This is a genomic window from uncultured Bradyrhizobium sp., assembly GCF_947648125.1.
GTDB lineage: Bacteria > Pseudomonadota > Alphaproteobacteria > Rhizobiales > Xanthobacteraceae > Bradyrhizobium.
Window position 1 is genome coordinate 189,127 of sequence record NZ_CANSMR010000007.1, and the last position, 19,985, is coordinate 209,111.

Below are 19,985 nucleotides of genomic sequence, written 5' to 3' on the forward strand. Positions count from 1 at the left end.
ACCCCGGATCGCACCTCGCTTCGCTCGTTGTGATCCGACCCTCCCCCTCCAGGGGAGGGTGAGGGGTTCTCTCCATGCGGCGTACCGGGTGGAGGGACCGCAACCCCTCACCCGGATCGCATTTCGCTCGGCTTCATGCGATCCGGCCTCTCCCACAAGGGGACAGGCGGACCGAATGTGCCGCGCGGTGTTCGCGACTAACTACGCAGCCTTCGCCGCTCCATCACCGGCCTTCACCCGCCCCAGCATCTCGGCCGCCGTCATCACATGCGCGGTTGAGAACGCGAGGATCGTGAGCGTGGCGCGATGCACCTCTTCGGCGGATAGGGCGCCCTGGCCGACATCGGGATAGTCGAACGTGCCCGTCGCGTCCGACAGGAAGACGACCTTGTAGTTGTGGAACATGGCGTCGCGCGCGGTGGCGTGGCAGCAGTTCTCGGTGGTCGTTCCCGAGATGATCACCGTCGTGATGCCCCATTCGCGCAGGATGAGGTCGAGGTCGGTGGCGAAGAATGCGCTGTAGCGGTGCTTCTTGATGATGTGCTCGCCCGGTGCGGGTGCAAGATCGTTGAAGATCTCGACACCATCGGTGCCGTCGACCAGCGACGAGCGGTCGGCAATCGGCGAGTAGAGATCGTCATAGAGCCCCATATCGCTGCCGTCGCGGCGATGCACATGCGCGGTGTAGATGACGCGGATGCCCTTGTCGCGGCAGGCCTTCAGCGTCTGCGCCAGCCGCGGCACCATGGCGGCGGCCTGCGCCGACCGCAGCTTGGCGCCCTCGGCCACGAAATCGTTCTGCATGTCGACAACGATCATGACGGTTCGCGCCGGGTCGATGATGTCGCATTGGTAGCCCATGTGGTGTCTCCTCTCCTGAAGGGAGACCTTTTCTACATCCGCGGCGGCAGTCGTTCTTGGCTGCGCCGGCCAGTTGCTGGACTCTGCTTGCCAGAAGCGGGTGCCGGACGCAGAATATCCCGCTGCCGGGTTGAGCGGAGCAAGGTCCGATGCAGATCTCAGATCACACGATCGTCGCGCAAACGCTGGTTGCGCCGGGTGACAGCTTTGACCGTTGGCATCACGTCACCTGCCGCGAATTCTCGCTGACCGAATGCCGCCGCGTCGCGGACGAGGCGTTCCAGGCATCGATCTCGATCCGGAATTTCGGTCCGCTTGCGATCAATGACATCTGGTCGTCGACCGCAGCCGCCGACCGCATCCGGGTGATGCGCAGCGCGAGCGACGTCCGCCGCGACCCGCGCGACTATTTCATGCTGTGGCTGACGTTGCGCGGCGAGGTCAGCTTCGCACAGGGCGGCCGCGAGGTGCGGATGCGCCGCGGCGATCTCATGCTCCATGACCAGGCGCAGCCGTTCACGCTCGAATTCGCCCCGAGCGCGCGTTCGATCATGGTGTCGATCCCGCGGCCGCTGCTGCTCGCGCGCCTGCCGGATGCGCAGCGGCTGACGGCACGACGGGTCGGCAACGCGTCAAAAGTGGGCGCGCTGGCGGGATCGTTGATCCGCCGGCTGATGCGGCTCGATGACGGGGCCGGGCCTGCTGCGATAAGGCTTGGCGCCTCAATGCTCGATATTTTCGCGACCACGCTCCAGACCGAGCTGACGGACGATGTGCCGCAGCGCGGCGATGACCGGCTGGCACGGGTTAAGGCCCATATCCTCGCCAATCTCGACGATCCCGAGCTCGATCTCGATGCGATCGCCACGGCGCAGAGCATCGCGCCGCGCACGCTGAACCGCCTGTTCGCGCGCGAAGGCACCACGCCGATCCGCTGGCTGTGGCAGCAGCGCCTCGCCGGCGCCTACCAGGCGCTCGCCGAACGGCGGTTCGGCAGCGTCACCGATGTCGCGCTCAGCTTCGGCTTCAGCGACATCTCGCATTTCAGCCGCGCCTTCAAGGCCGCGTTCGGCCGCTCGCCGCATCAAGTGATGGGGTGAGCGATTGTATCGGCCAACAACGCCTACTGCGCGACCTTGCTGCTGCCTTGCGTGATCAGCCGTGCGGCACGCTGGTCGCGGGTGTGGATCCAGAGCCAGTTCATCGCCACCGCAATCCGATGGCGCACGCCGATCAGGAAGTAGATGTGGGCAAGGCCCCAAATCCACCATGCCAGTGAGCCGCGCAGCTTCAGCCAGCCGAAATCGATCACCGCCTTCTTCTTGCCGATCTGGGCGAGGCTGCCGGCATGCTTGTAGCGGAACGGCGGCAGCGTCTTGCCGTTGAGCCGCGCCTTGATCAGCGCGGCGACGTAGCGTCCCTCCTGCTTGGCGGCCGGCGCGATGCCGGGCACTGGATTGCCGTCCGGTCCCTTGATGGTGACGGTGTCGCCGACCGCGAAGATGTCGGGATGGCCCGGCACGGTGAGATCGGGCTCTACCTGCAGCCGATGGGCGCGATCGGCCGGCGCGTTCAGCCACTCTGCCGCGCGCGAGGCGCGCACGCCGGCGGCCCAGACGATGGTGCGCGCCTCCAGCCTCTTGCCGCCGAACACGACGCCGTCGGCCGAGCATTCGGTGACCGGCTCGCCCAACATCACCTCGACGCCGAGTTTTTCCAGTGACGCTTGTGCGTAGGCCGAGAGATCGTCGGGAAATCCTGCCAGCACGCGCGAGCCGGCCTCGATCAGCACCACGCGCGCCTTGCGCGTGTCGATGTGACGGAAGTCTTGCGGCAGCGTGTCCTTGGCGAGGTCGGCGATGGTGCCGGCCATCTCGACGCCGGTCGGGCCCGCGCCAATCACGACAAAGGTGAGCAGCGCGGCGCGCGCGTCCGGATCGGTCTCGCGCTCGGCGCGCTCGAAGGCGACCAGGATACGCCGCCGCAGCGTCGTTGCGTCCTCCAGCGTCTTCAGGCCGGGCGCGAACGGCTCCCATTCGTCATGGCCGAAATAGGCGTGGCGCGCGCCGGTGGCGAGGATCAGCGTGTCGTAGGGAATGCTGCCGCCATCATCGAGCTGCACGGTCTTTGCTGCTGCGTCGACACCACAGACATTTGCGAACAGCGTTGTCACTTCCGGCCGGTCGCGCAGCAGATAGCGGATCGGCCAGGCGATCTCGCTGGTGGCGAGGGAAGCAGTCGCGACCTGGTAGAGCAGCGGCTGGAACAGATGGTGGTTGCGGCGATCGATCAGCGTGATCTCGACCGGCGCGCCTGCGAGACCGAAGGCGGCTTCCAGCCCGCCGAAGCCGGCACCGACGATCACCACGCGATGAGGTTTGGCCGGCGCTTGCGTCATCTGATGTCGCCCTCGGTTTCGAACGGCTTCGTCGTTTGATTATGTAGTCATTCGCAGCCTCATTCCAACACGAAATGCCCGATCACCCGATAGCGAAACCCAATCGCCGTGCGGCTCACGCATCCTGCGGCACGGTTGCGGTGACCGCTTGTCGCCGCATCGGCAGGAACAGTCCCGCCACCGCGCCGGCGAATGACAGCGTTGCCGCAAGGCTCATCGCCGCAGCAAATCCACTGCTGAAATGTCCGGACGAATCGGCTGTGCCATGGGCGGTGAAGCTCGCAACCAGCGCCGCGATGCCGAACATCCCGCCGAGGAAGCGGCCCATGTTGAACACGCCCGACGCCTTGCCCATCTCGCTGACCGCCACCGCGCTCAGCACCGCGTTCTGCGCGGCCGGCATCGCCATCGAGACGCCGACGCCGGCGAGCACCAGCGGCACGACGAGCGCAGAATAGGGCACCGTGGGGCTCACGATCTCGCTGATCCAGCCGAGACCAATCGCTTGCATCAGGAGGCCTGTGACGACAAGCGTTCGCTCGCCGAATCGGTTGACCACGGCGCCGGCGATCGGCGCCGTGACGAACAGCGTCGCCGTCCACGGCAACAGGCGCAGCCCGGCGCCGAAGGCGTCGAAGCCGAGCGCGATCTGCAGGAACTGCGGCAGCAGGAACAGCACGCCATACATCGCGGCATAGAACAGCACGCTTGCGACGATGCCGGCCGCGAACGGTCTGGCTGCGAACAGCCGCATCGGCACCATCGGGCTCGTCGCACGCAGCTCCCACAGCACGAACATCGCTGCCAGCGCGCCGCCGGCGATCAGCGCGCCCGTCACTTCCGCGCTGGCCCATCCGACGCCATTGCCGCGCAACAGGCCCCAGACCAGTGCCAGCGCCGCGAGCGCGACCAGCGACAGACCGGTGATGTCGAGCGGCGCCGTCGGGCCAAAACTTTCGCGCAGGCGCGCCAGCACGAGGGCGATCGCAATCAGGCCGATCGGCAGGTTGATCCAGAAGATCCAGCGCCAGCCGAGATGTTCGGTGATGAAGCCGCCGATCGCGGGGCCGATGATCAGCGCGCATCCGGTGATGCCGCTGAAAATGCCGAGCGCGCGGGCGCGTTCCTCGCGGCCGAAGGCGCCGCTCAGGATCGCCATCGCCAGTGGCATCACCAGCGCCGCGCCTGCGCCTTGCAGGGCGCGCGCGGCGATCAATGCCGCGGCGTCGCCCGCCAATGCGCAGGCCGCGGAGGCCACGACGAACAGGCCGATCCCGGCTGCGAACATCCTGCGCCGCCCGAAGCGGTCGCCGAGCGCCGCGCCGGTCAGCAGCAACACCGCGAAGGTCAGATTGAAAGCGTTAACGGTCCATTGCAGGGTCTCGACCCGGCTGCCGAAATCGGCGCGGATGGTGGCGAAGGCCGTGGTCATGATCATGGCGTCCAGCGCCATCATGAAGGATGCCAGCGCGGTGAGGCCGAGCACCCAGCGCTGTTCGGCGCGCTGCTGTGAGGTTTGCATCGTCGTTCTCCGTTGGTCCGCCGCAGGCTTGCGGCGCGCTCCGCAGGCCAGGACGAACCGGGATGGGCAAAGGATGCGGCGAAGAACTATTTTTGAATTTTTTTTGCCGGACCGCATCCTTTGGCCGTCCGCAAACGTCCTTGGGTCTGACACGGCCGGTTCAGGCCGAAAAACCGAGGCCAAGGAGGCTGCAATGAGACGGACCCTGATCAGGTACAAGGCCAAGCCGGAGATGGCGGAGAAGAATGCCGCGCTGGTGGCGGCGGTGTTCGCCGAGCTGAAGGCGGCAAACCCGGATGGCGTGCGCTATTTGACCCTGCGGCTGGACGACGACACCTTCATCCATATGGTCGAAACCGCCGCCGACGACGGTTCGAGCCCGATCCCGAAGCTAGCGGCTTTCCAGGCATTCCAGGACGGCATCCGCGATCGTTGCGCCGAGCCGCCGTTGGTTCGCAGTGCTGTGATTGTCGGAAACTATCGTATGCTGGATGAGCCGTGAACCGAGCGAACCGATCTGGCGGAGCCATCATGACGTCATCACCCCAGGCGCCGACCGCGACCGATGTCGACGCGCTGCTGGCAGCGATGCGGCCCAGGCTGCATCGCTATTGTGCCCGCATGGTCGGTTCGGTCATCGACGGCGAGGATGTGCTGCAGGACGCGTTGATCAAGGCGATGGAAGCCTTCGTGTCCGCAGCCCCGATCCAGCATCCGGAAGCCTGGTTGTTCCGGATCGCGCACAATACGGCGCTCGATTTCCTCAGGCGGCGCAACCGCCAGGACGCGCTCCACGCGCCAGAGGAGGTGGACATGATGGCCGGAGAGCTTGACGACGTCAGCCGCCGCGAGATCGCTGCAAGCAGCCTGCGCACCTTCATGCGGCTGCCGGTGGCGCAGCGCTCCAGCGTGATCCTGATGGACGTGCTCGGCTGTTCGCTGCAGGAGGTCTGCGGCATCATGGATTTCAGCCTGCCCGCGGTGAAGGCCGCGCTGCACCGCGGACGTACGCAACTGCGCGCGTTCGCCCGCGAGCCGGACGATGCGCCGCGGCCCGGCCTGTCGCCGGCCGATCGCAACAGGCTGAATGCCTATGTCGGCCGCTTCAACGCCCGCGACTTCGATGCCATCCGCGCCATGATCGCCGACGACGTCAGGCTCGAGCTCGTCAACCGGACGCGGCTGAACGGCAAGGCCGAGGTGTCACGCTACTTCGGCAATTATGCGAAGATCGACGACTGGCACCTGGTGACCGGACAGGTCGAGGGACGTCCCGCGATCCTGGTGTTCGATCCGAACGCTCTGGGCGGGCCGCCGCGATCGTTCATGCTGCTCGACTGGTCCGCCGACAAGGTCGCGACGATCAGGGATTTTCGCCACGCGGCCTATGCGATCGACGGCGCCGAATGGACGGTGGATCAGGGGTGACCGCCTATCAGCGTGTGGCGCACTGATCGCGCCACAAACTCCGTGTCGTCCCGGACAAGCGAAGCGCGATCCGGGACCCATAACCACGAATGGTCATTGGTTTGCGATGCTGGGGCAGCGGCTGGCTTCGACAACACAAGGCGGTGGTTATGGGTCCCTGCTTTCGCAGGGACGACGGTGGCTAGCGCGTCTTGCCGCCGAATTCGCCGTTGGCGACGCGCGCGATGCGGCTGGTGGGCGTGGTCGGTGCACTGCTCCTGCTCCAGAAGCCATCCGATCCGCCGCTGGTATCGCGCGGCCGCGCCGGCGGTTCATCGTCGGCATAGCCGCTCGGCCAGAACAGGAGGGCGAGTGTCAGCCCGAAATTGACGAAGGCGCCAACGGCAGTTGCGTGATGCCTGGTGCCGATCGCCCACGCCGGAAACTTCTGGGCGATCAACCCGTCGATGATCGTGAACGCGACCCAGCCCACGACCACCACGACCGGATCCCATCCGATGTCGCGGATGCGCATGCAGTGGAGCGTGAACGAGGCCACAATGAAGATGCCGGCGACTGCGAGCACGGGCCAGCCCAGTTGCTCCATTGTCAGCGGCGCGCCGTAACGGACCTGTTGATAGGCTTGGCTCGCAATCCCCATGCACATCACCGTCACCGCGATGCCAAGGGCAACCGAGGCGAGGAAATAATGCAACCGGCCGATCCGGGCGTTCAAGCCGAATAGAAATCCCAACATGTGACGCACCCCTTTGGCGGCAGCGTCGCGCGGCGATACTTTCCGGACCATGAAGCCCGCAGCACCTTGCCGGCCTGTGGTTTCCGGGTGCTTTACCGGATCGTTAAAGCCTGCGGCTGTGGGCGGGGGCTGGTCGTTGGAAGAGTGTCGGGCCCTGCGACAATCGTTGCCTACGCAACCGGCATTATATTTCTTGCCATCGTCGATTTGGACGAATTATGATGCACGGTGCTGGGGTATGCGCCGAAGGTTCTAATCGAGGGCCATCGGTTCGTGCTTGCTGCACACTTGCGATATCGCGCACAAAACACGTCACAGAACGACGCGCGCAAAGCGTGACCCCCGGGCCCTCGTGATCAAGCCTGGCGGGATCTTTGGTTGAGGAGGGGAGTGAATATGAAAAAGGCATTCTGGCTGGCAGGCGCCATGGCTCTGGCGCTCGCGCAGCCCGCGACGGCGGCTGACAGCGTCAAGATCGGCTTTGTCTCGACCTTCAGCGGTCCGACCGCCGTGATCGGCAACGACATGCGTAATTCGTTCGAGCTCGCGCTCGACCACCTTGGCCGCAAGATCGACGGCAAGCCGGTCGAGGTGATCTACGAGGACGACCAGCAGAAGCCTGATGTGGGCAAGCAGAAGACCGAGAAGCTGGTGCAGTCCGACAAGGTCGACTTTATCGTCGGCTACATCTGGTCGAACGTGCTGCTGGCGTCGCTGAAGACCGCGGTCGATTCGAAAACCTTCCTGATCTCGGCCAACGCCGGTCCGTCGCAGCTCGCCGGCGAACTGTGCTCGCCTTACGTGTTCTCAACTTCCTGGCAGAACGACCAGACGCCCGCCGCGATGGGCCTCTACATGAACCAGAAGGGCGTCAAGTCGGTGTTCCTGATCGGCCCGAACTATGCCGCCGGCAAGGACATGCTCGCGGGCGTGAAGAGCACCTTCAAGGGCGAGGTGGTCGGCGAGGAATACACGGTGTGGCCGAGCCAGCTCGACTTCTCCGCCGAGCTGACCAAGGCGCGCAACTCCAAGGCCGAGTCGATCTTCGTGTTCTATCCCGGCGCCGCCGGCGTCCAGTTCCTGAACCAGTACGCCCAGGCCGGCATCAAGGCGCAGATCCCGCTCTATACCGCCTTCACGGTCGACGAATTGTCGCTGCCGCTGCAGAAGGACAACGCGATTGGCATTCCCGGCGCGCAGGAATGGGTCAACGACCTGCCGAACGCCGAGAACAAGAAGTTCGTCGAGGACTATCGCAAGAAGTATCCCGGCCTGCGCCCGACCTATTACGGCGCCCAGGCCTATGACGCCGCCCAGCTGATCAACAGCGCCGTCGTCGCGGTGAAGGGCGACCTCACCAAGAAGGACGCGATGAAAGCGGAGATGGAGAAGGCCAACTTCAAGTCGCTGCGCGGCCCGTTCAAGTACGGCAACAACCACATCCCGATCCAGAACTTCTATCTTCAGGACGTGGTCAAGGACGCCGACGGCCAGCTCTCGCTGAAGACGGTCGCGACCATCGTCAAGGACGACCAGGATAAATTCCACGACAAGTGTTCGATGAAGTGAGCGGCCAATCTTGGCCTGCGGCTTGCTTTCGCCTTACCTCGCCCCGCTCTTGCGGGGAGAGGTCGGCGCGTAGCGCCGGGTGAGGGACTTTTCCCGCGAGTTCGACTCGTGGAGGCAGCCCCTCACCCCAAACTTCTCCCCGCAAGAGCGGGGCGAGGGAGAACACGCAGCGAGCAATGCGGCGGTGGGCATGCACTGCCGCTGTTTTTTTAGGGATGATGTAGCCTCACGATGTATCTCGTCGTCGAACAACTGCTGAACGGCCTGCAATTCGGCCTGCTGCTGTTCCTGCTGGCAGCCGGACTGACGCTGGTGTTCGGCATCATGGATTTCGTCAATCTGGCGCACGGCTCGCTCTACATGATGGGCGCCTATTTCGCGGCGACCTTCGTGGCCTGGACCGGCAGCTTCGTCCTCGGCGCGCTGCTGGCGCTGGGCGCCACGCTGCTGCTCGGAATCGTGCTGGAATATGTCGCGCTCAGGCATCTCTACGGCCGCGACCATCTCGACCAGGTGCTGGCGACCTTCGGCCTGATCCTGTTCTTCAACGACGCCGTCCGGCTGATCTGGGGCCCGGCCGGGCTCGCGCTGCCGCTGCCGGCCTGGCTCACCGTGCCGGTGCAGATCATTCCCGGGGTGTACTATCCGGCCTACCGGCTGATGATCATCGTGGTCGCGCTGGCGGTTGCTGCGATGCTCTATCTCGTCGTGATGCGCACCCGCGTCGGCATGCTGATCCGCGCCGGCGCCTCCAACCGCGAGATGATCGGGGCGCTCGGCATCAACATCAAGCTGCTGTTCACGCTGGTGTTCGGTCTCGGCGCCGCGCTCGCCGGTCTCGCCGGGCTGATGCAGGCGCCGATCCTCACCGTGCAGATCGGCATGGGCGAGAACATTCTCATCCTGGCCTTCGTCATCATCGTGATCGGCGGCATCGGCTCGATCCGCGGTGCCTTCATGGCCGCGATCTTCGTCGGCATCATCGACACGATGGGCCGCGCCTTCCTGCCCGATTTGCTGCGCAAGGTGCTGAGCGGGGCGGCGGCCTCGACCGCGGCGCCGGCGCTGTCCTCGATGCTGATCTATCTCCTGATGGCGATCATCCTTGTGCTGCGGCCCGAGGGGCTGTTCCCGGCGGCCAAACGATGATGCCGAAGCTCAACGTCTCCAATGCCATTGCGGCGCTGCTATGCGCCGCGCTGGTCCTGCTGCCGGTCTATTCGGCGGTGACGGGCAATATCTTCATCCTCACGCTGTTCACCCGCATCGCGATCTATGCGCTGGCCGCCGCGAGCCTCAACCTGATCATGGGCTATGGCGGCATGATGAGCTTCGGCCATGCCGCCTATCTCGGGATCGGCGGCTACGCCGTCGGCATCCTCGCCGCCGAGGGCATCGGCTCCGGCTTCATCCAGTGGCCGGTGGCGCTCGCGGTCTCGGCGCTGTTTGCGCTCTTGATCGGCGCGCTCAGCTTACGCACCCGCGGCGTATATTTCATCATGATCACGCTGGCCTTTGCGCAGATGGCCTATTACGTCGCCTCCGCTTTGTCGCGCTATGGCGGCGATGACGGGCTCACCGTCTACAAGCGCAGCGATTTCGCCGGCCTGATCAATCTGTCCGACCGTACGCAGTTCTATTATCTCTGCCTCGGCTGCCTGTTCGGCGGCCTCTATCTGATCTGGCGCATCGTTAATTCGCGCTTCGGCCTCGTGGTGCAGGGCGTCCGCTCCAACGAGCAGCGCATGCAGGCGATCGGCTTCCATGCCAACCGCTATCGCCTGGTCTGTTTCGTCATATCAGGCACGATCTGCGGCCTGGCCGGTGCGCTGCTTGCCAACAACACCGACTTCGTCAGCCCCGCCGTGATGTACTGGACCCGCTCCGGCGACCTGATGGTGATGGTGATCCTCGGCGGCATGGGCTCGCTGTTCGGGCCCGTCGTCGGTGCGATCGTCTATCTCCTGCTCGAGGAGCTGCTGTCGCAGTTCACCGAATATTCGGGACTGATCCTCGGCCCAGTGCTGCTGTTGATCGTGCTGTTCGCGCGCGGCGGCATCATGGGCCTGCTCGGGAGGATGCGCCGTGGTTGATCCCTTGCCAAATCCCTTGCTGCGCGTTGACAATCTGGTGCGCCGCTATGGCGGTATCACCGCGACCGACAACCTCTCGATGGAGGTCATTCCGGGCGAGCTGCACGCCATCATCGGCCCCAACGGCGCCGGCAAGACCACGCTGATCAGCCAGCTCACGGGGCAGGTGATGCCGAATTCCGGCACCATCTACTTCGCAGGCCGCGATGTTACGCACCTGCCGTCCTACAAGCGCAGCCGGCTTGGGTTGGCGCGCTCGTTCCAGATCACCTCGCTGCTGAAGGACTTTTCCGCGATCGACAATGTCGTGCTCGCCGCGCAAGCGCATGACGGCCACTCGTTCCGCTTCTGGGGCAATGCGCGCAAGGAGAGGCATCTGCGCGACACCGCCCGCGCAGCGCTGGAGCGCGTCGGCCTCGGCAAGCGCGCCGATGTCGTGGTCTCGCAATTGAGCCACGGCGAGCAGCGCGAGCTCGAGCTCGCGGTCGCGCTCGCCACCAAGCCGCAGCTGCTGCTGCTTGACGAGCCGATGGCCGGGCTCGGCGTCACCGAATCCGCGCGGATGGTCGCGCTGCTGAAGGAGCTGCGCAAGGAAGTCACCATCGTGCTGGTCGAGCACGACATGGAGGCTGTGTTCGCGCTGGCCGACCGCATCACCGTGCTGGTCTATGGCCGGGTCATCGCCTGCGATGTGCCGGACGCGATCCGCAAGGACGAAGAGGTCAGGCGCGCCTATCTCGGCGATCAGCATGCGGTGACGCGCCATGGCTGACATCAAAGCCTCCGATACCTTGCTCGAAGTCGACGCGATCGAGACTTGCTACGGGTTGAGCCAGGTGCTGTTCGGCCTGTCCTTGCAGATCAAGTCGGGCGAGATGGTCGCGCTGATGGGCCGCAACGGCATGGGCAAGACCACGACCATCCGCTCGATCATGGGCCTGACGCCCGCGCGATCAGGCGCGATCCGCTTCGCCGGCGAGGCGGTGCGCGGCCTGCCGTCGTACAGGATCGCAAAGCTCGGCATCGGCCTCGTGCCGGAAGGACGCCAGATCTTTCCGAACCTGACAGTGCGCGAAAATCTCGTCGCTGCGTCCGGCAATCGGCTGGGCGCCTCCGATCCCTGGACGATCGACAAGATCCATGCGCTGTTCCCGCGGCTCGCCGAACGCACCAGCAATATGGGCGTCACGCTGTCCGGCGGCGAGCAGCAGATGCTCGCGATCGGCCGCGCGCTGATGACCAACCCGAAGCTCCTGATCCTCGACGAGGCCACCGAAGGCCTCGCGCCGTTGATCCGCGACGAGATCTGGAGCTGCCTGTCGATGCTGAAGGGACGCGGGCAGTCGGTGCTGGTCATCGACAAGAACGTCGGAAACCTCACCCGCATCGCCGACCGCCACTACATCATCGAGCGCGGCAAGACGGTGTGGAGCGGCACCAGCGAGCAGCTGATCGCCGAGCCGGATTTGCAGCACAAGTATCTCGGGATTTGATTTAAGGACCCCGCTCTCGCACCCTACTCGACGTCGTCCCGGCGAAGGCCGGGACCCATTACCACCGCCGTATGTGGGTCTAGCAAGCCGGGGCCACAGCGAGACAAATACAACACCCTGTGGTTATGGGTCCCGGCCTTCGCCGGGACGACGAGAGAAGCGGGATCAAAACATCTCGAAATATTCGCGCTGCTCCCAGTCCGACACTTCGGCCTGGAAACGTTCGATCTCCGCGTTCTTGATGAAGACGTAGTAATCGACGAATTCCGGTCCAAGCGCCTGACGGAAGAACGGATCGTCGTTCAGCGCGAACACCGCCTCGCGCAGTGACTTCGGCAAGAGTGCAGCCTTGGTCTCGTAGGGCGTGTCGGCGGATGGGCCGGGATCGAGCTTGCGGTCGACGCCGTCGAGGCCGGAAAGAATTTGCGAGGCCATGTAGAGATAGGGATTGGCGGCGGGCTCGCCGATCCGGTTCTCCAGCCGCGTTGCCGGATCGCCCGCGCCGCCGAGCACGCGGATCATCACGCCGCGGTTGTCGCGGCCCCAGATCGCGCGATCCGGCGCCAGCGAATAGGAACGGTAGCGCTTGTAGCCGTTGATGGTCGGCGTCGTGAACACGGTCGAGGCCCGTGCGTGCTCGATCAGGCCGGCCAGCCAGGCGCGGCCGAGCGGGCTCAGCGGCTCGCCGGTTTCCTTGGCCATGAAGACGTTCTCGCCGCCCGCGCGTGACACCAGTGATTGATGCAGGTGCCAGCCGCTCGCGAACACGTTCGGCAGCTTCGGCCGGCACATGAAGGTCGCGTGATAGCCGTGGCGGCGCGCGATCTGCTTCACCGCCGAACGAAACAGCACCATGATGTCGGCGGGCGCTAGCCCCACAGTGGGCGCGAAGGTGAATTCGCACTGGCTCGGGCCGAACTCGACCTCGACCGTGCGCAACGGCAGGTCGAGCGCGATGATGTCGCGGCGGATGATCTCGAGCGCCGGCTCCATCTGATCGTAGCGCTGCTCGGTGAGATACTGATAGCCGTGCGACAGCAGGCTGACCGACGGCGGCCGGCCGGGCTGGCCGGCATCCTCCGGCGCCATATGGGCGTCGTCGAGCTTGAACAGATGGAATTCGACCTCGAGGCCGGCGACGAAATCGTAGCCGCGGCTTCCGAGCTGATCGAGCACCTTGCGATAGAGGTTGCGGGTCGCGAACGGCACCGGCCGTCCGTCGCTGAAATAGAGGTCGCAGAGCAGCCAGCCGGTGTTCTCCGCCCAGGGCAGCACGCGGAACGTGGTGGGGTCGGCGACCATCAGTACGTCGGCCGCGCCCTCCATCTCCTTCATGCCGAAGCCGCCGCCTGATGTGAACACCGGAAACACCGTCTTATGCGAGGTGTCCTTGGCGAGCATCGTCGTGGTGATGGAGCAGCCGCCCTCCAGCGAGCGCACCGCTTCGCTTGCGATCAGCGTCTTGCCGCGCAGGATGCCGTGCTGGTCGGGGAATGACAGCCGGACGACTTCGAGGTTCTTCTCCTCGACGATGCGGCGGAGGCGTTGTGCGGCCTCCTTCTGCTCGTCCGACCACAGGCCGTGACGTTCGACGAAACTCACGGCGTCACTCCTTTGTCTCGGCAATCGTCATTGCGAGCGAAGCGAAGCAATCCATCTTTCGGCATACGCTGGAACATGGATTGCTTCGTCGCTTCGCTCCTCGCAATGACGGCAAGTATCGGACACATAGCTATTCCGCCGCCGTCAGGTGATGCACCTTGCCGGCGATCTCGCGCGGAACGGGAGCGGCCCACGGCGCGCCGCGGCGGCGCTTGACGTCGACCTCCATCCAGTAGAGCTCCCAACCCAGCGTCGGCCCGATGCCGTCCATCGTCGCCGGGCCCTGGATGCTGCGCGCGGAGGCCTCGTCAAGGAACAGCATCGGCTTCTCTCCGCCGCCGACCTTCTCGATCTCCTGCCGCAGCAGGCGGCGATATTGCACGATCGCCTTGTCGCTCTGGCCGAGATGCTCGTTGGTGCGGTCCTGGATCGCCCCCATCGATTCTACCGCCCACTGGTCGTGGACGTTGATGTCGCTGCCCATGCCGGTATAGGTCTCGGTCGCCTGCTCGTGCGGATCGAAGCCGTAATCGTTGCTGCGGTTCTTGCGCGATTTGTAGTCGGGCAGCGTATACAGCTCGAGCCGCTGGTCGCGCATCTTCTGTTTGTCGACCGGCGCCGCGTAGCTGGTGAAGATCGCGTACCAGTAGCAGTTCTCGTCATCGACCGGCACGTGCCACTGCGTGATCGTCATCTCGGTCGACATCGGGATCACGAAGCCGTGCGGGAACAGCTGGTTGGTGACGCGCACATGGGTGCGCTCCTCGTCGAGCTCGCGCAGCGCGATCAGGCGCAGGCCGTATTCGGTGTGCTCGACATTGATGATCGGCCGATCATATTCGCGCAGGATCTTGGTCATCGGCATGTCGCTGCCGGCGGACGCGCCGCGGAACTGCTTGCCGTAGGCCGCGGAGGTGTCCTCGTCCTCGAAGAAGCGATGCAGAAAGGAGGCGTGCGCCGGGTCGATGCCGACCTCGAGCGCCTGCAGCCAGTTGCAGTTCATGTGGCCCTTGAACGCGAACGTATGGCTGCCGGGTGCGACGAAGCAGTCGAGCTCCGGAAAGGCCGGCGGGACGCCTTCGCCGAGCCAGGCCCACAGGATGCCGCTCTTCTCCACCACCGGATAGGAGCGTTGCTTGATGCCCTTGCAGAGCTGCGATCCGACAGGTTCGGCCGGCGTCTCGATGCACTGGCCTGATGTGTCGAACAGCCAGCCGTGGAATGCGCAGCGCAGCCCGCCGTTCTCGAGCCGGCCGAAGGCGAGGTCGGCGCCGCGATGTGCGCAGTGGCGATCGATCAGCCCGTAGCTGCCGTCCTCGCCGCGGAACAGCACCAGGTTTTCGCCGAGCAGGCGCACCGGCCGAACCGGGCGCGGCCCTTCCAACTCATCGACCAGCGCCGCCGGCTGCCAGTACATCCGCATCAGCTTTCCGCAGGGGTCCTTAGCCCCCGTGCGGGTGATCAGATCGTTCGCTTCCTGGCTCATCATGGCGGCGTCTCCCGAATTTGGATTTGTTCGCCTATTGAACGAATGTGCGAATTATGCCATGTCTGTTTTGGACAGCAAGCGCAATTTTTGAACCGTTCAAAGCCCATGCCCAAGCTGAAGCGGACCGATCAGGAGCGCGCCACCGACTTCGTCGAGGCGCTCGACCGCGGCCTGCGCCTGTTGCAGGTGTTCGGCACCGCCTCGGGTCCTGCAACCTTGAGCGATCTGGCACGCGCCGCCGACCTGCCGCGCGCCACCGCGCGCCGCATCCTGTTCACGCTCGCGCATGGCGGCTTCGTCGCAACCGACGGCAAGCTGTTCACGCTGACGCCGCATGTGCTGACGCTGGCGGGCTCGTTCCTGCAATCCAACCAGGTGGTGACGGTGCTGCAGCCGGTGCTCGATCGCATCGCGACGGCAGCGCAGGAGATCGCCTCGCTCGCACTGCTCGACGGCGACGACGTCGTATTCGTCGCGCGCTCGAGCCCGACGCGGGTGTTCTCCGCCGGTCTCGACATCGGCTACCGGCTGCCGGCGTTCTGCACGTCAGTGGGCCGCGCGATGCTCGGCCGGCTCGCCGACGCCGAGCTCGCGGCGCGGCTGAAGGCGATGCGCCGCGATCCAGTGACGCCGCAGACCGTGACCGATCCGAAGAAGCTGCTCGCCACCATCATCGCCGATCGCGCGCAGGGCTACTCACTGGTCGACCGCGAGGCCGAGCCGCATTTCCGTTCCATCTCGGTGCCGGTGCGCCGCTACGACGGCACCATCGTCGCCGCCATCAACATGGGCGCGCATGTCGATCGCGTGCCGGCCAAGGAATTGATCGACCGTTTCCTGCCGCTGCTACGGGAAGGGGCGGAGGATGTGAAGAGCAGGTTGCTTTAATGCGCCTGGGACGTGAGGTGAGCCGAGCGGCCGCGGCGTCAGAATTGCGGTCCCCTCTCCCGCTTGCGGGGGAGGGCTAGGGTGGGGGCTCTCTCCGCGAGTCGCATTGCGGTAAGAGCCCCCACCCGCCGCGCTCCGGACGACGCTTCGCGTCGCTCGTCGCGCGTCGACCTCCCCCGCAAGCGGGAGAGGTGCAGCGAGACTGCCGTTGGACCGACCCAGCCTGACGTGACCGGCTTTACAGCGCCACGCTGCGCAGGCCGAACGAGCGCGCATCGTTCTGCAGCACCGGCCGCACTGAATCGATCAGCCGCGCGGCCGCGGCATCAACCGAAAGCCCGGCAGTGTCGACCACCGCGGATGCGCGCGCATAGAGCGGCTCGCGGCTGACCAGGATGTTGCGTAATTCGGCCATCGCCGAGCGGTCGTCGGCCATCGGGCGCAGGTCGCCCTGGCGGCGGACGCGGGCCATGTGCTCTTCCGGCTCGGCCTTCAGCCAGATTGTGTAGAACGACGACAGGATCAGGTCGAAGGTCAGCGCCTCGGAGACGATGCCGCCGCCGGTCGCCAGCACCATCAATTCCTTGCGCGCGAGCAGCTGCGTCAGCGCGGCCTGCTCCATGCGGCGAAAGCCTTCCTGGCCGTACAGCGCGATGATCTCGGCAACCGAAAGGCCGTTCTGCGCCTCGATCTCCTTGTTGAGCTCGACGAAGCTCCAGCCGATCTTCTTCGCCAGCATCCGCCCGAGCGTGGTCTTGCCGGCGCCGCGCAGGCCGATCAGCGCGATGCCGGAGAACGAGGCGCCGCGCGGCGCCAGCGGGCTGCTGCCGGCGAGCATGTCCTTGGCCTGCGCGATCTGGTTCGGCGAAGCCTTGCGCAGGAGATCGCGGATCACGGCCCAGTCCGGAATGGGTTCGCTCGAGGGGATCAGGTCCTCGAGATGCGCGCCCATCGCGCCTGCGACACGGCGCAGCAGCACGATCGAGACATTGCCTTTGCCGCTTTCGAGCTGGGCGATGTAGCGTTCGGAAATGCCGGAGACCTTGGCGAGCACCTTGCGCGACATGCCACGGAGCGCGCGCATGGTGCGCACCCGCTGCCCGAGCTGTTCGAGGAAGTCGGTTTCCGGATCGTTGGCTGCGGTCATGATCCCCGTGCGACGCGTGGTCCTGACTGAATCAGGTCCAATGGTCTAGGAAACATAATGCCGACGAGGATTGACAGCAAGCCAATGTAGTGGCTTTGTATGAATTATAATTCTTAAATCTTGACGGGAGAGGGCAGGCGCGACGCGCCTGTACCTGAGGAGCGGGCCATGACTTACAACGCAGTCTCCTGGCTGCTCGACCGCAATGTCGATGAGGGTCGCGGCGACAAAGTCGTGTTCGACGATACGGTCTCGCAAATCACCTACGGCCAGTTGCAACAGCAGACGCGGCGGGTCGGCAACATGCTGCGCCGGCTCGGCGCCCGCCGCGAGGAGCGGGTCGCCATGATCATGCTCGATACGGTCGATTTCCCGATCGTGTTCCTGGGTGCGATCCGCGCCGGCGTGGTGCCGGTGCCGCTCAACACGCTGCTGACATCTGAGCAATACGCCTACATCCTCAGCGACTGCCGCGCCCGCGTGCTGTTCGTCTCCGAGGCGCTGCTGCCGGTGGTGAAAGACATCATCGCGCGGATGCCCGACCTCGAGCATGTCGTGGTCTCCGGCAAGGATGCGCACGGCTACAACAAGCTGTCGGACGAGATCGCGCGCGAGAGCGACGTGTTCGCCACCGCACCGACGCATGCCGACGAGCCGGCGTTCTGGCTTTATTCATCGGGCTCGACCGGCATGCCGAAGGGCGTGCGCCATCTGCATTCTAATCTCGCGGCGACCGCGGAGACCTATGCGAAACAGGTGCTCGGCATCCGCGAGGACGATGTCGGCCTGTCGGCGGCAAAGCTGTTCTTCGCCTATGGGCTCGGCAATGCGCTGACCTTCCCGATGTCGGTCGGCGCCACCACGGTGCTCAATTCGGAGCGTCCGACGCCGGCGGTGATGTTCGCGCTGATGAACAGATATCATCCCAGCATCTTCTTCGGCGTGCCGACCCTGTTCGCAGCAATGCTGAACGACGAGGCGACGAAGACGCAGTCCGCTGGCGATCGCCTGCGCGTCTGCACCTCGGCCGGCGAGGCGCTGCCGGAATCGGTCGGCAATGCCTGGCGCGCGCGGTTCGGCGTCGACATCCTCGACGGCGTCGGCTCGACCGAGCTGTTGCACATCTTCCTGTCGAACGCGCCCGGCGACATCAAATACGGCTCCTCGGGGCGTCCGGTGCCCGGCTACAAGGTGCGGCTGGTCAACGAGCTCGGGGCCGATGTCGCGGACGGTGAGGTCGGCGAGCTCTTGGTCGATGCGCCCTCGGCCGGCGAGAGTTACTGGAATCAGCGCGCCAAGAGCCGCGCCACCTTCGAGGGCGCCTGGACCCGCACCGGCGACAAGTACACGCGCGATGCCGACGGCCGTTACACCTTCTGCGGCCGCGCCGACGACATGTTCAAGGTCTCCGGCATCTGGGTCTCGCCGTTCGAGGTCGAGAGCGCGCTGATCACCCATCCCGCGGTGCTGGAGGCGGCGGTCGTGCCGGAGGCCGATCCGGAAGGCTTGCTGAAGCCGAAGGCCTATGTGGTGCTGCGCCCCGAGAGTTCGGCCACTGGTCTGCACGAGGCGCTGAAGGAGCACGTCAAGCAGAAGATCGGCCCGTGGAAATATCCGCGCTGGATCGATGTGGTCGACAATCTGCCGAAGACGGCGACCGGCAAGATCCAGCGCTTCAAGTTGCGGGACGGCGCACAATAACGTTTCCACGCGTCGTCCCTACGAAAGCAGGGACCCATACGCCGCGGCCTTTGTTTTGAGAGATGCTGTTCGACGGCTTTGGCGCAACAACTAAAGCCTGGTGGATATGGGTCCCTGCTTTCGCAGGGACGACGATGAGGAAGGTCCTGCATGCAAAACCTAAACCCCACAGGCTTCCTCAGCATCGACGGCGCCGATCTCGAATACCGAATGATCGGTCCGTCATCCGAGACGGCACCGACCCTCGTGATGCTGCATGAAGGCCTCGGCAGCGTCGGGCTGTGGGGCGACTTTCCCGAGAAGCTGCAGGCGGCGACCGGCGCCGGCGTGTTCGCGTATTCGCGCGCGGGCTATGGCTCCTCGTCGCCGGCGAAGCTGCCGCGTCCGGTCGACTACATGCATCGCGAGGCGCTCGACGTGTTGCCGAAGCTGCTCGATCGGATCGGCTTTCGCCGCGGCCTCTTGGTCGGCCACTCCGACGGCGCGTCGATCGCGGCGATCTATGCCGGCGCGCATCAGGATCATCGGCTGCATGGGCTTGCGCTGCTCGCGCCGCACTTCATCGTCGAGGACATCTCGGTGAAGTCGATCGCCGAGATCAAGACGGCGTATGAGACCACCAATCTGAAAGAGAAGCTGGCGCGCTGGCACAAGGATGTCGACAACGCCTTCCATGGCTGGAACGACGCCTGGCTCGATCCGGCATTCCGCGACTGGGATATCTCCGAATATCTCGCCTATATCCGCGTGCCGGTGCTGATCGTGCAGGGCGCGGATGATCAATACGGCACGATGCGCCAGGTCGAGATCGCCCGGGACGAGTGCTACTGCCCGGTCGATGTCGCCGCCATCGCCGGCGCCGGTCACTCGCCGCATCGCGAGGCACCCGCGGTGACGCTGGACGCAGTGACCGAATTCGCCAAAGCGGCGCTGCGCGACGATCCGGCACTGGCGGCCTGACTTTTGGTGCCGGTGCCAGGCCATTGGCCCAGCGGGTGAATTCCCGAACATGAAACAAAATGCATGTTTTTGAGATTTGAACTAGACGAGATCAAAAA

18 protein-coding genes are annotated in these 19,985 nt (G+C 65.1%); 11 read left to right on the forward strand and 7 right to left on the reverse strand.

The annotated features are described in order from the left end of the window. Nucleotides 1–201: 201 nt before the first annotated feature. On the reverse strand, nucleotides 202–861 hold the full coding sequence (locus Q0030_RS15545; RefSeq protein WP_298368505.1) for an isochorismatase family cysteine hydrolase: 660 nt from the start codon (nucleotides 859–861) through the stop codon (nucleotides 202–204). A gap of 149 nt (nucleotides 862–1,010) precedes the next feature. On the opposite strand from Q0030_RS15545, the gene Q0030_RS15550 reads away from it, so the two are divergent. Continuing rightward, the gene (locus Q0030_RS15550; protein ID WP_298368507.1) at nucleotides 1,011–1,961 is read left to right on the forward strand and encodes a helix-turn-helix domain-containing protein; all 951 of its coding nucleotides are present in this window, start codon (nucleotides 1,011–1,013) and stop codon (nucleotides 1,959–1,961) included. A 23-nt stretch (nucleotides 1,962–1,984) separates the two neighbouring features. Here the strand turns inward: Q0030_RS15550 and Q0030_RS15555 are convergent, their stop codons facing one another. Then, entirely contained in the window at nucleotides 1,985–3,259 is a 1,275-nt protein-coding gene (locus Q0030_RS15555) for an NAD(P)/FAD-dependent oxidoreductase (protein ID WP_298368510.1), read from the reverse strand. 115 nt (nucleotides 3,260–3,374) lie between these two features. Next, a complete protein-coding gene (locus Q0030_RS15560) occupies nucleotides 3,375–4,781 on the reverse strand; it encodes an MFS transporter (RefSeq protein ID WP_298368512.1) in 1,407 nt (468 codons plus the stop codon). A 193-nt stretch (nucleotides 4,782–4,974) separates the two neighbouring features. Between Q0030_RS15560 and Q0030_RS15565 the strand changes: the two genes are divergently transcribed. Together Q0030_RS15565 and Q0030_RS15570 are read left to right on the forward strand one after the other, a co-directional pair. After that, nucleotides 4,975–5,283 carry a hypothetical protein gene (locus tag Q0030_RS15565; protein WP_298368515.1) on the forward strand — a complete coding sequence of 103 codons (309 nt, stop codon included), beginning with the start codon at nucleotides 4,975–4,977 and terminating at the stop codon, nucleotides 5,281–5,283. Between the two features lie 29 nt (nucleotides 5,284–5,312). Continuing rightward, nucleotides 5,313–6,209, forward strand: a complete 897-nt coding sequence (locus tag Q0030_RS15570; RefSeq protein ID WP_298368517.1) for a sigma-70 family RNA polymerase sigma factor — start codon at nucleotides 5,313–5,315, stop codon at nucleotides 6,207–6,209. A gap of 181 nt (nucleotides 6,210–6,390) precedes the next feature. On the opposite strand, the gene Q0030_RS15575 is transcribed toward Q0030_RS15570, so the two are convergent. Then, a complete protein-coding gene (locus Q0030_RS15575) occupies nucleotides 6,391–6,945 on the reverse strand; it encodes a hypothetical protein (protein WP_298368519.1) in 555 nt (184 codons plus the stop codon). A 396-nt stretch (nucleotides 6,946–7,341) separates the two neighbouring features. Between Q0030_RS15575 and Q0030_RS15580 the strand changes: the two genes are divergently transcribed. From Q0030_RS15580 to Q0030_RS15600, 5 genes are all read left to right on the forward strand, one after another. Further along, the gene (locus tag Q0030_RS15580; RefSeq protein WP_050426229.1) at nucleotides 7,342–8,514 is read left to right on the forward strand and encodes an ABC transporter substrate-binding protein; all 1,173 of its coding nucleotides are present in this window, start codon (nucleotides 7,342–7,344) and stop codon (nucleotides 8,512–8,514) included. A 231-nt stretch (nucleotides 8,515–8,745) separates the two neighbouring features. Next, nucleotides 8,746–9,663 (forward strand): branched-chain amino acid ABC transporter permease, encoded by a 918-nt coding sequence (locus Q0030_RS15585; protein ID WP_097673862.1) that lies wholly within the window; start codon nucleotides 8,746–8,748, stop codon nucleotides 9,661–9,663. After that, nucleotides 9,660–10,607: a branched-chain amino acid ABC transporter permease gene (locus Q0030_RS15590; protein ID WP_298368524.1), complete on the forward strand. Its 948-nt coding sequence runs from the start codon at nucleotides 9,660–9,662 to the stop codon at nucleotides 10,605–10,607. The genes Q0030_RS15585 and Q0030_RS15590 overlap by 4 nt, the downstream gene beginning before the upstream one ends. 4 nt (nucleotides 10,608–10,611) lie before the next feature. Beyond that, the gene (locus Q0030_RS15595) at nucleotides 10,612–11,379 is read left to right on the forward strand and encodes an ABC transporter ATP-binding protein (protein WP_298368812.1); all 768 of its coding nucleotides are present in this window, start codon (nucleotides 10,612–10,614) and stop codon (nucleotides 11,377–11,379) included. After that, nucleotides 11,372–12,100 (forward strand): ABC transporter ATP-binding protein, encoded by a 729-nt coding sequence (locus Q0030_RS15600; protein WP_298368526.1) that lies wholly within the window; start codon nucleotides 11,372–11,374, stop codon nucleotides 12,098–12,100. The genes Q0030_RS15595 and Q0030_RS15600 overlap by 8 nt, the downstream gene beginning before the upstream one ends. A 165-nt stretch (nucleotides 12,101–12,265) precedes the next feature. On the opposite strand, the gene Q0030_RS15605 is transcribed toward Q0030_RS15600, so the two are convergent. Then, the gene (locus Q0030_RS15605; RefSeq protein ID WP_298368529.1) at nucleotides 12,266–13,702 is read right to left on the reverse strand and encodes a glutamine synthetase family protein; all 1,437 of its coding nucleotides are present in this window, start codon (nucleotides 13,700–13,702) and stop codon (nucleotides 12,266–12,268) included. 130 nt (nucleotides 13,703–13,832) lie between these two features. Continuing rightward, nucleotides 13,833–15,191, reverse strand: coding sequence for an aromatic ring-hydroxylating dioxygenase subunit alpha (locus Q0030_RS15610; RefSeq protein WP_298368532.1), 1,359 nt, complete (start codon nucleotides 15,189–15,191; stop codon nucleotides 13,833–13,835). A gap of 105 nt (nucleotides 15,192–15,296) precedes the next feature. On the opposite strand from Q0030_RS15610, the gene Q0030_RS15615 reads away from it, so the two are divergent. Beyond that, entirely contained in the window at nucleotides 15,297–16,079 is a 783-nt protein-coding gene (locus Q0030_RS15615; RefSeq protein ID WP_298368534.1) for an IclR family transcriptional regulator C-terminal domain-containing protein, read from the forward strand. A 238-nt stretch (nucleotides 16,080–16,317) separates the two neighbouring features. Here Q0030_RS15615 and Q0030_RS15620 read toward each other — a convergent pair whose 3' ends face one another. After that, nucleotides 16,318–17,268, reverse strand: a complete 951-nt coding sequence (locus tag Q0030_RS15620) for a helix-turn-helix transcriptional regulator (RefSeq protein WP_298368815.1) — start codon at nucleotides 17,266–17,268, stop codon at nucleotides 16,318–16,320. Nucleotides 17,269–17,394: 126 nt separating this feature from the next. On the opposite strand from Q0030_RS15620, the gene Q0030_RS15625 reads away from it, so the two are divergent. Continuing rightward, the gene (locus Q0030_RS15625; RefSeq protein WP_298368537.1) at nucleotides 17,395–18,927 is read left to right on the forward strand and encodes a benzoate-CoA ligase family protein; all 1,533 of its coding nucleotides are present in this window, start codon (nucleotides 17,395–17,397) and stop codon (nucleotides 18,925–18,927) included. Nucleotides 18,928–19,077: 150 nt separating this feature from the next. Then, nucleotides 19,078–19,887 carry an alpha/beta hydrolase gene (locus Q0030_RS15630; RefSeq protein ID WP_298368539.1) on the forward strand — a complete coding sequence of 270 codons (810 nt, stop codon included), beginning with the start codon at nucleotides 19,078–19,080 and terminating at the stop codon, nucleotides 19,885–19,887. Nucleotides 19,888–19,985 lie beyond the last annotated feature (98 nt).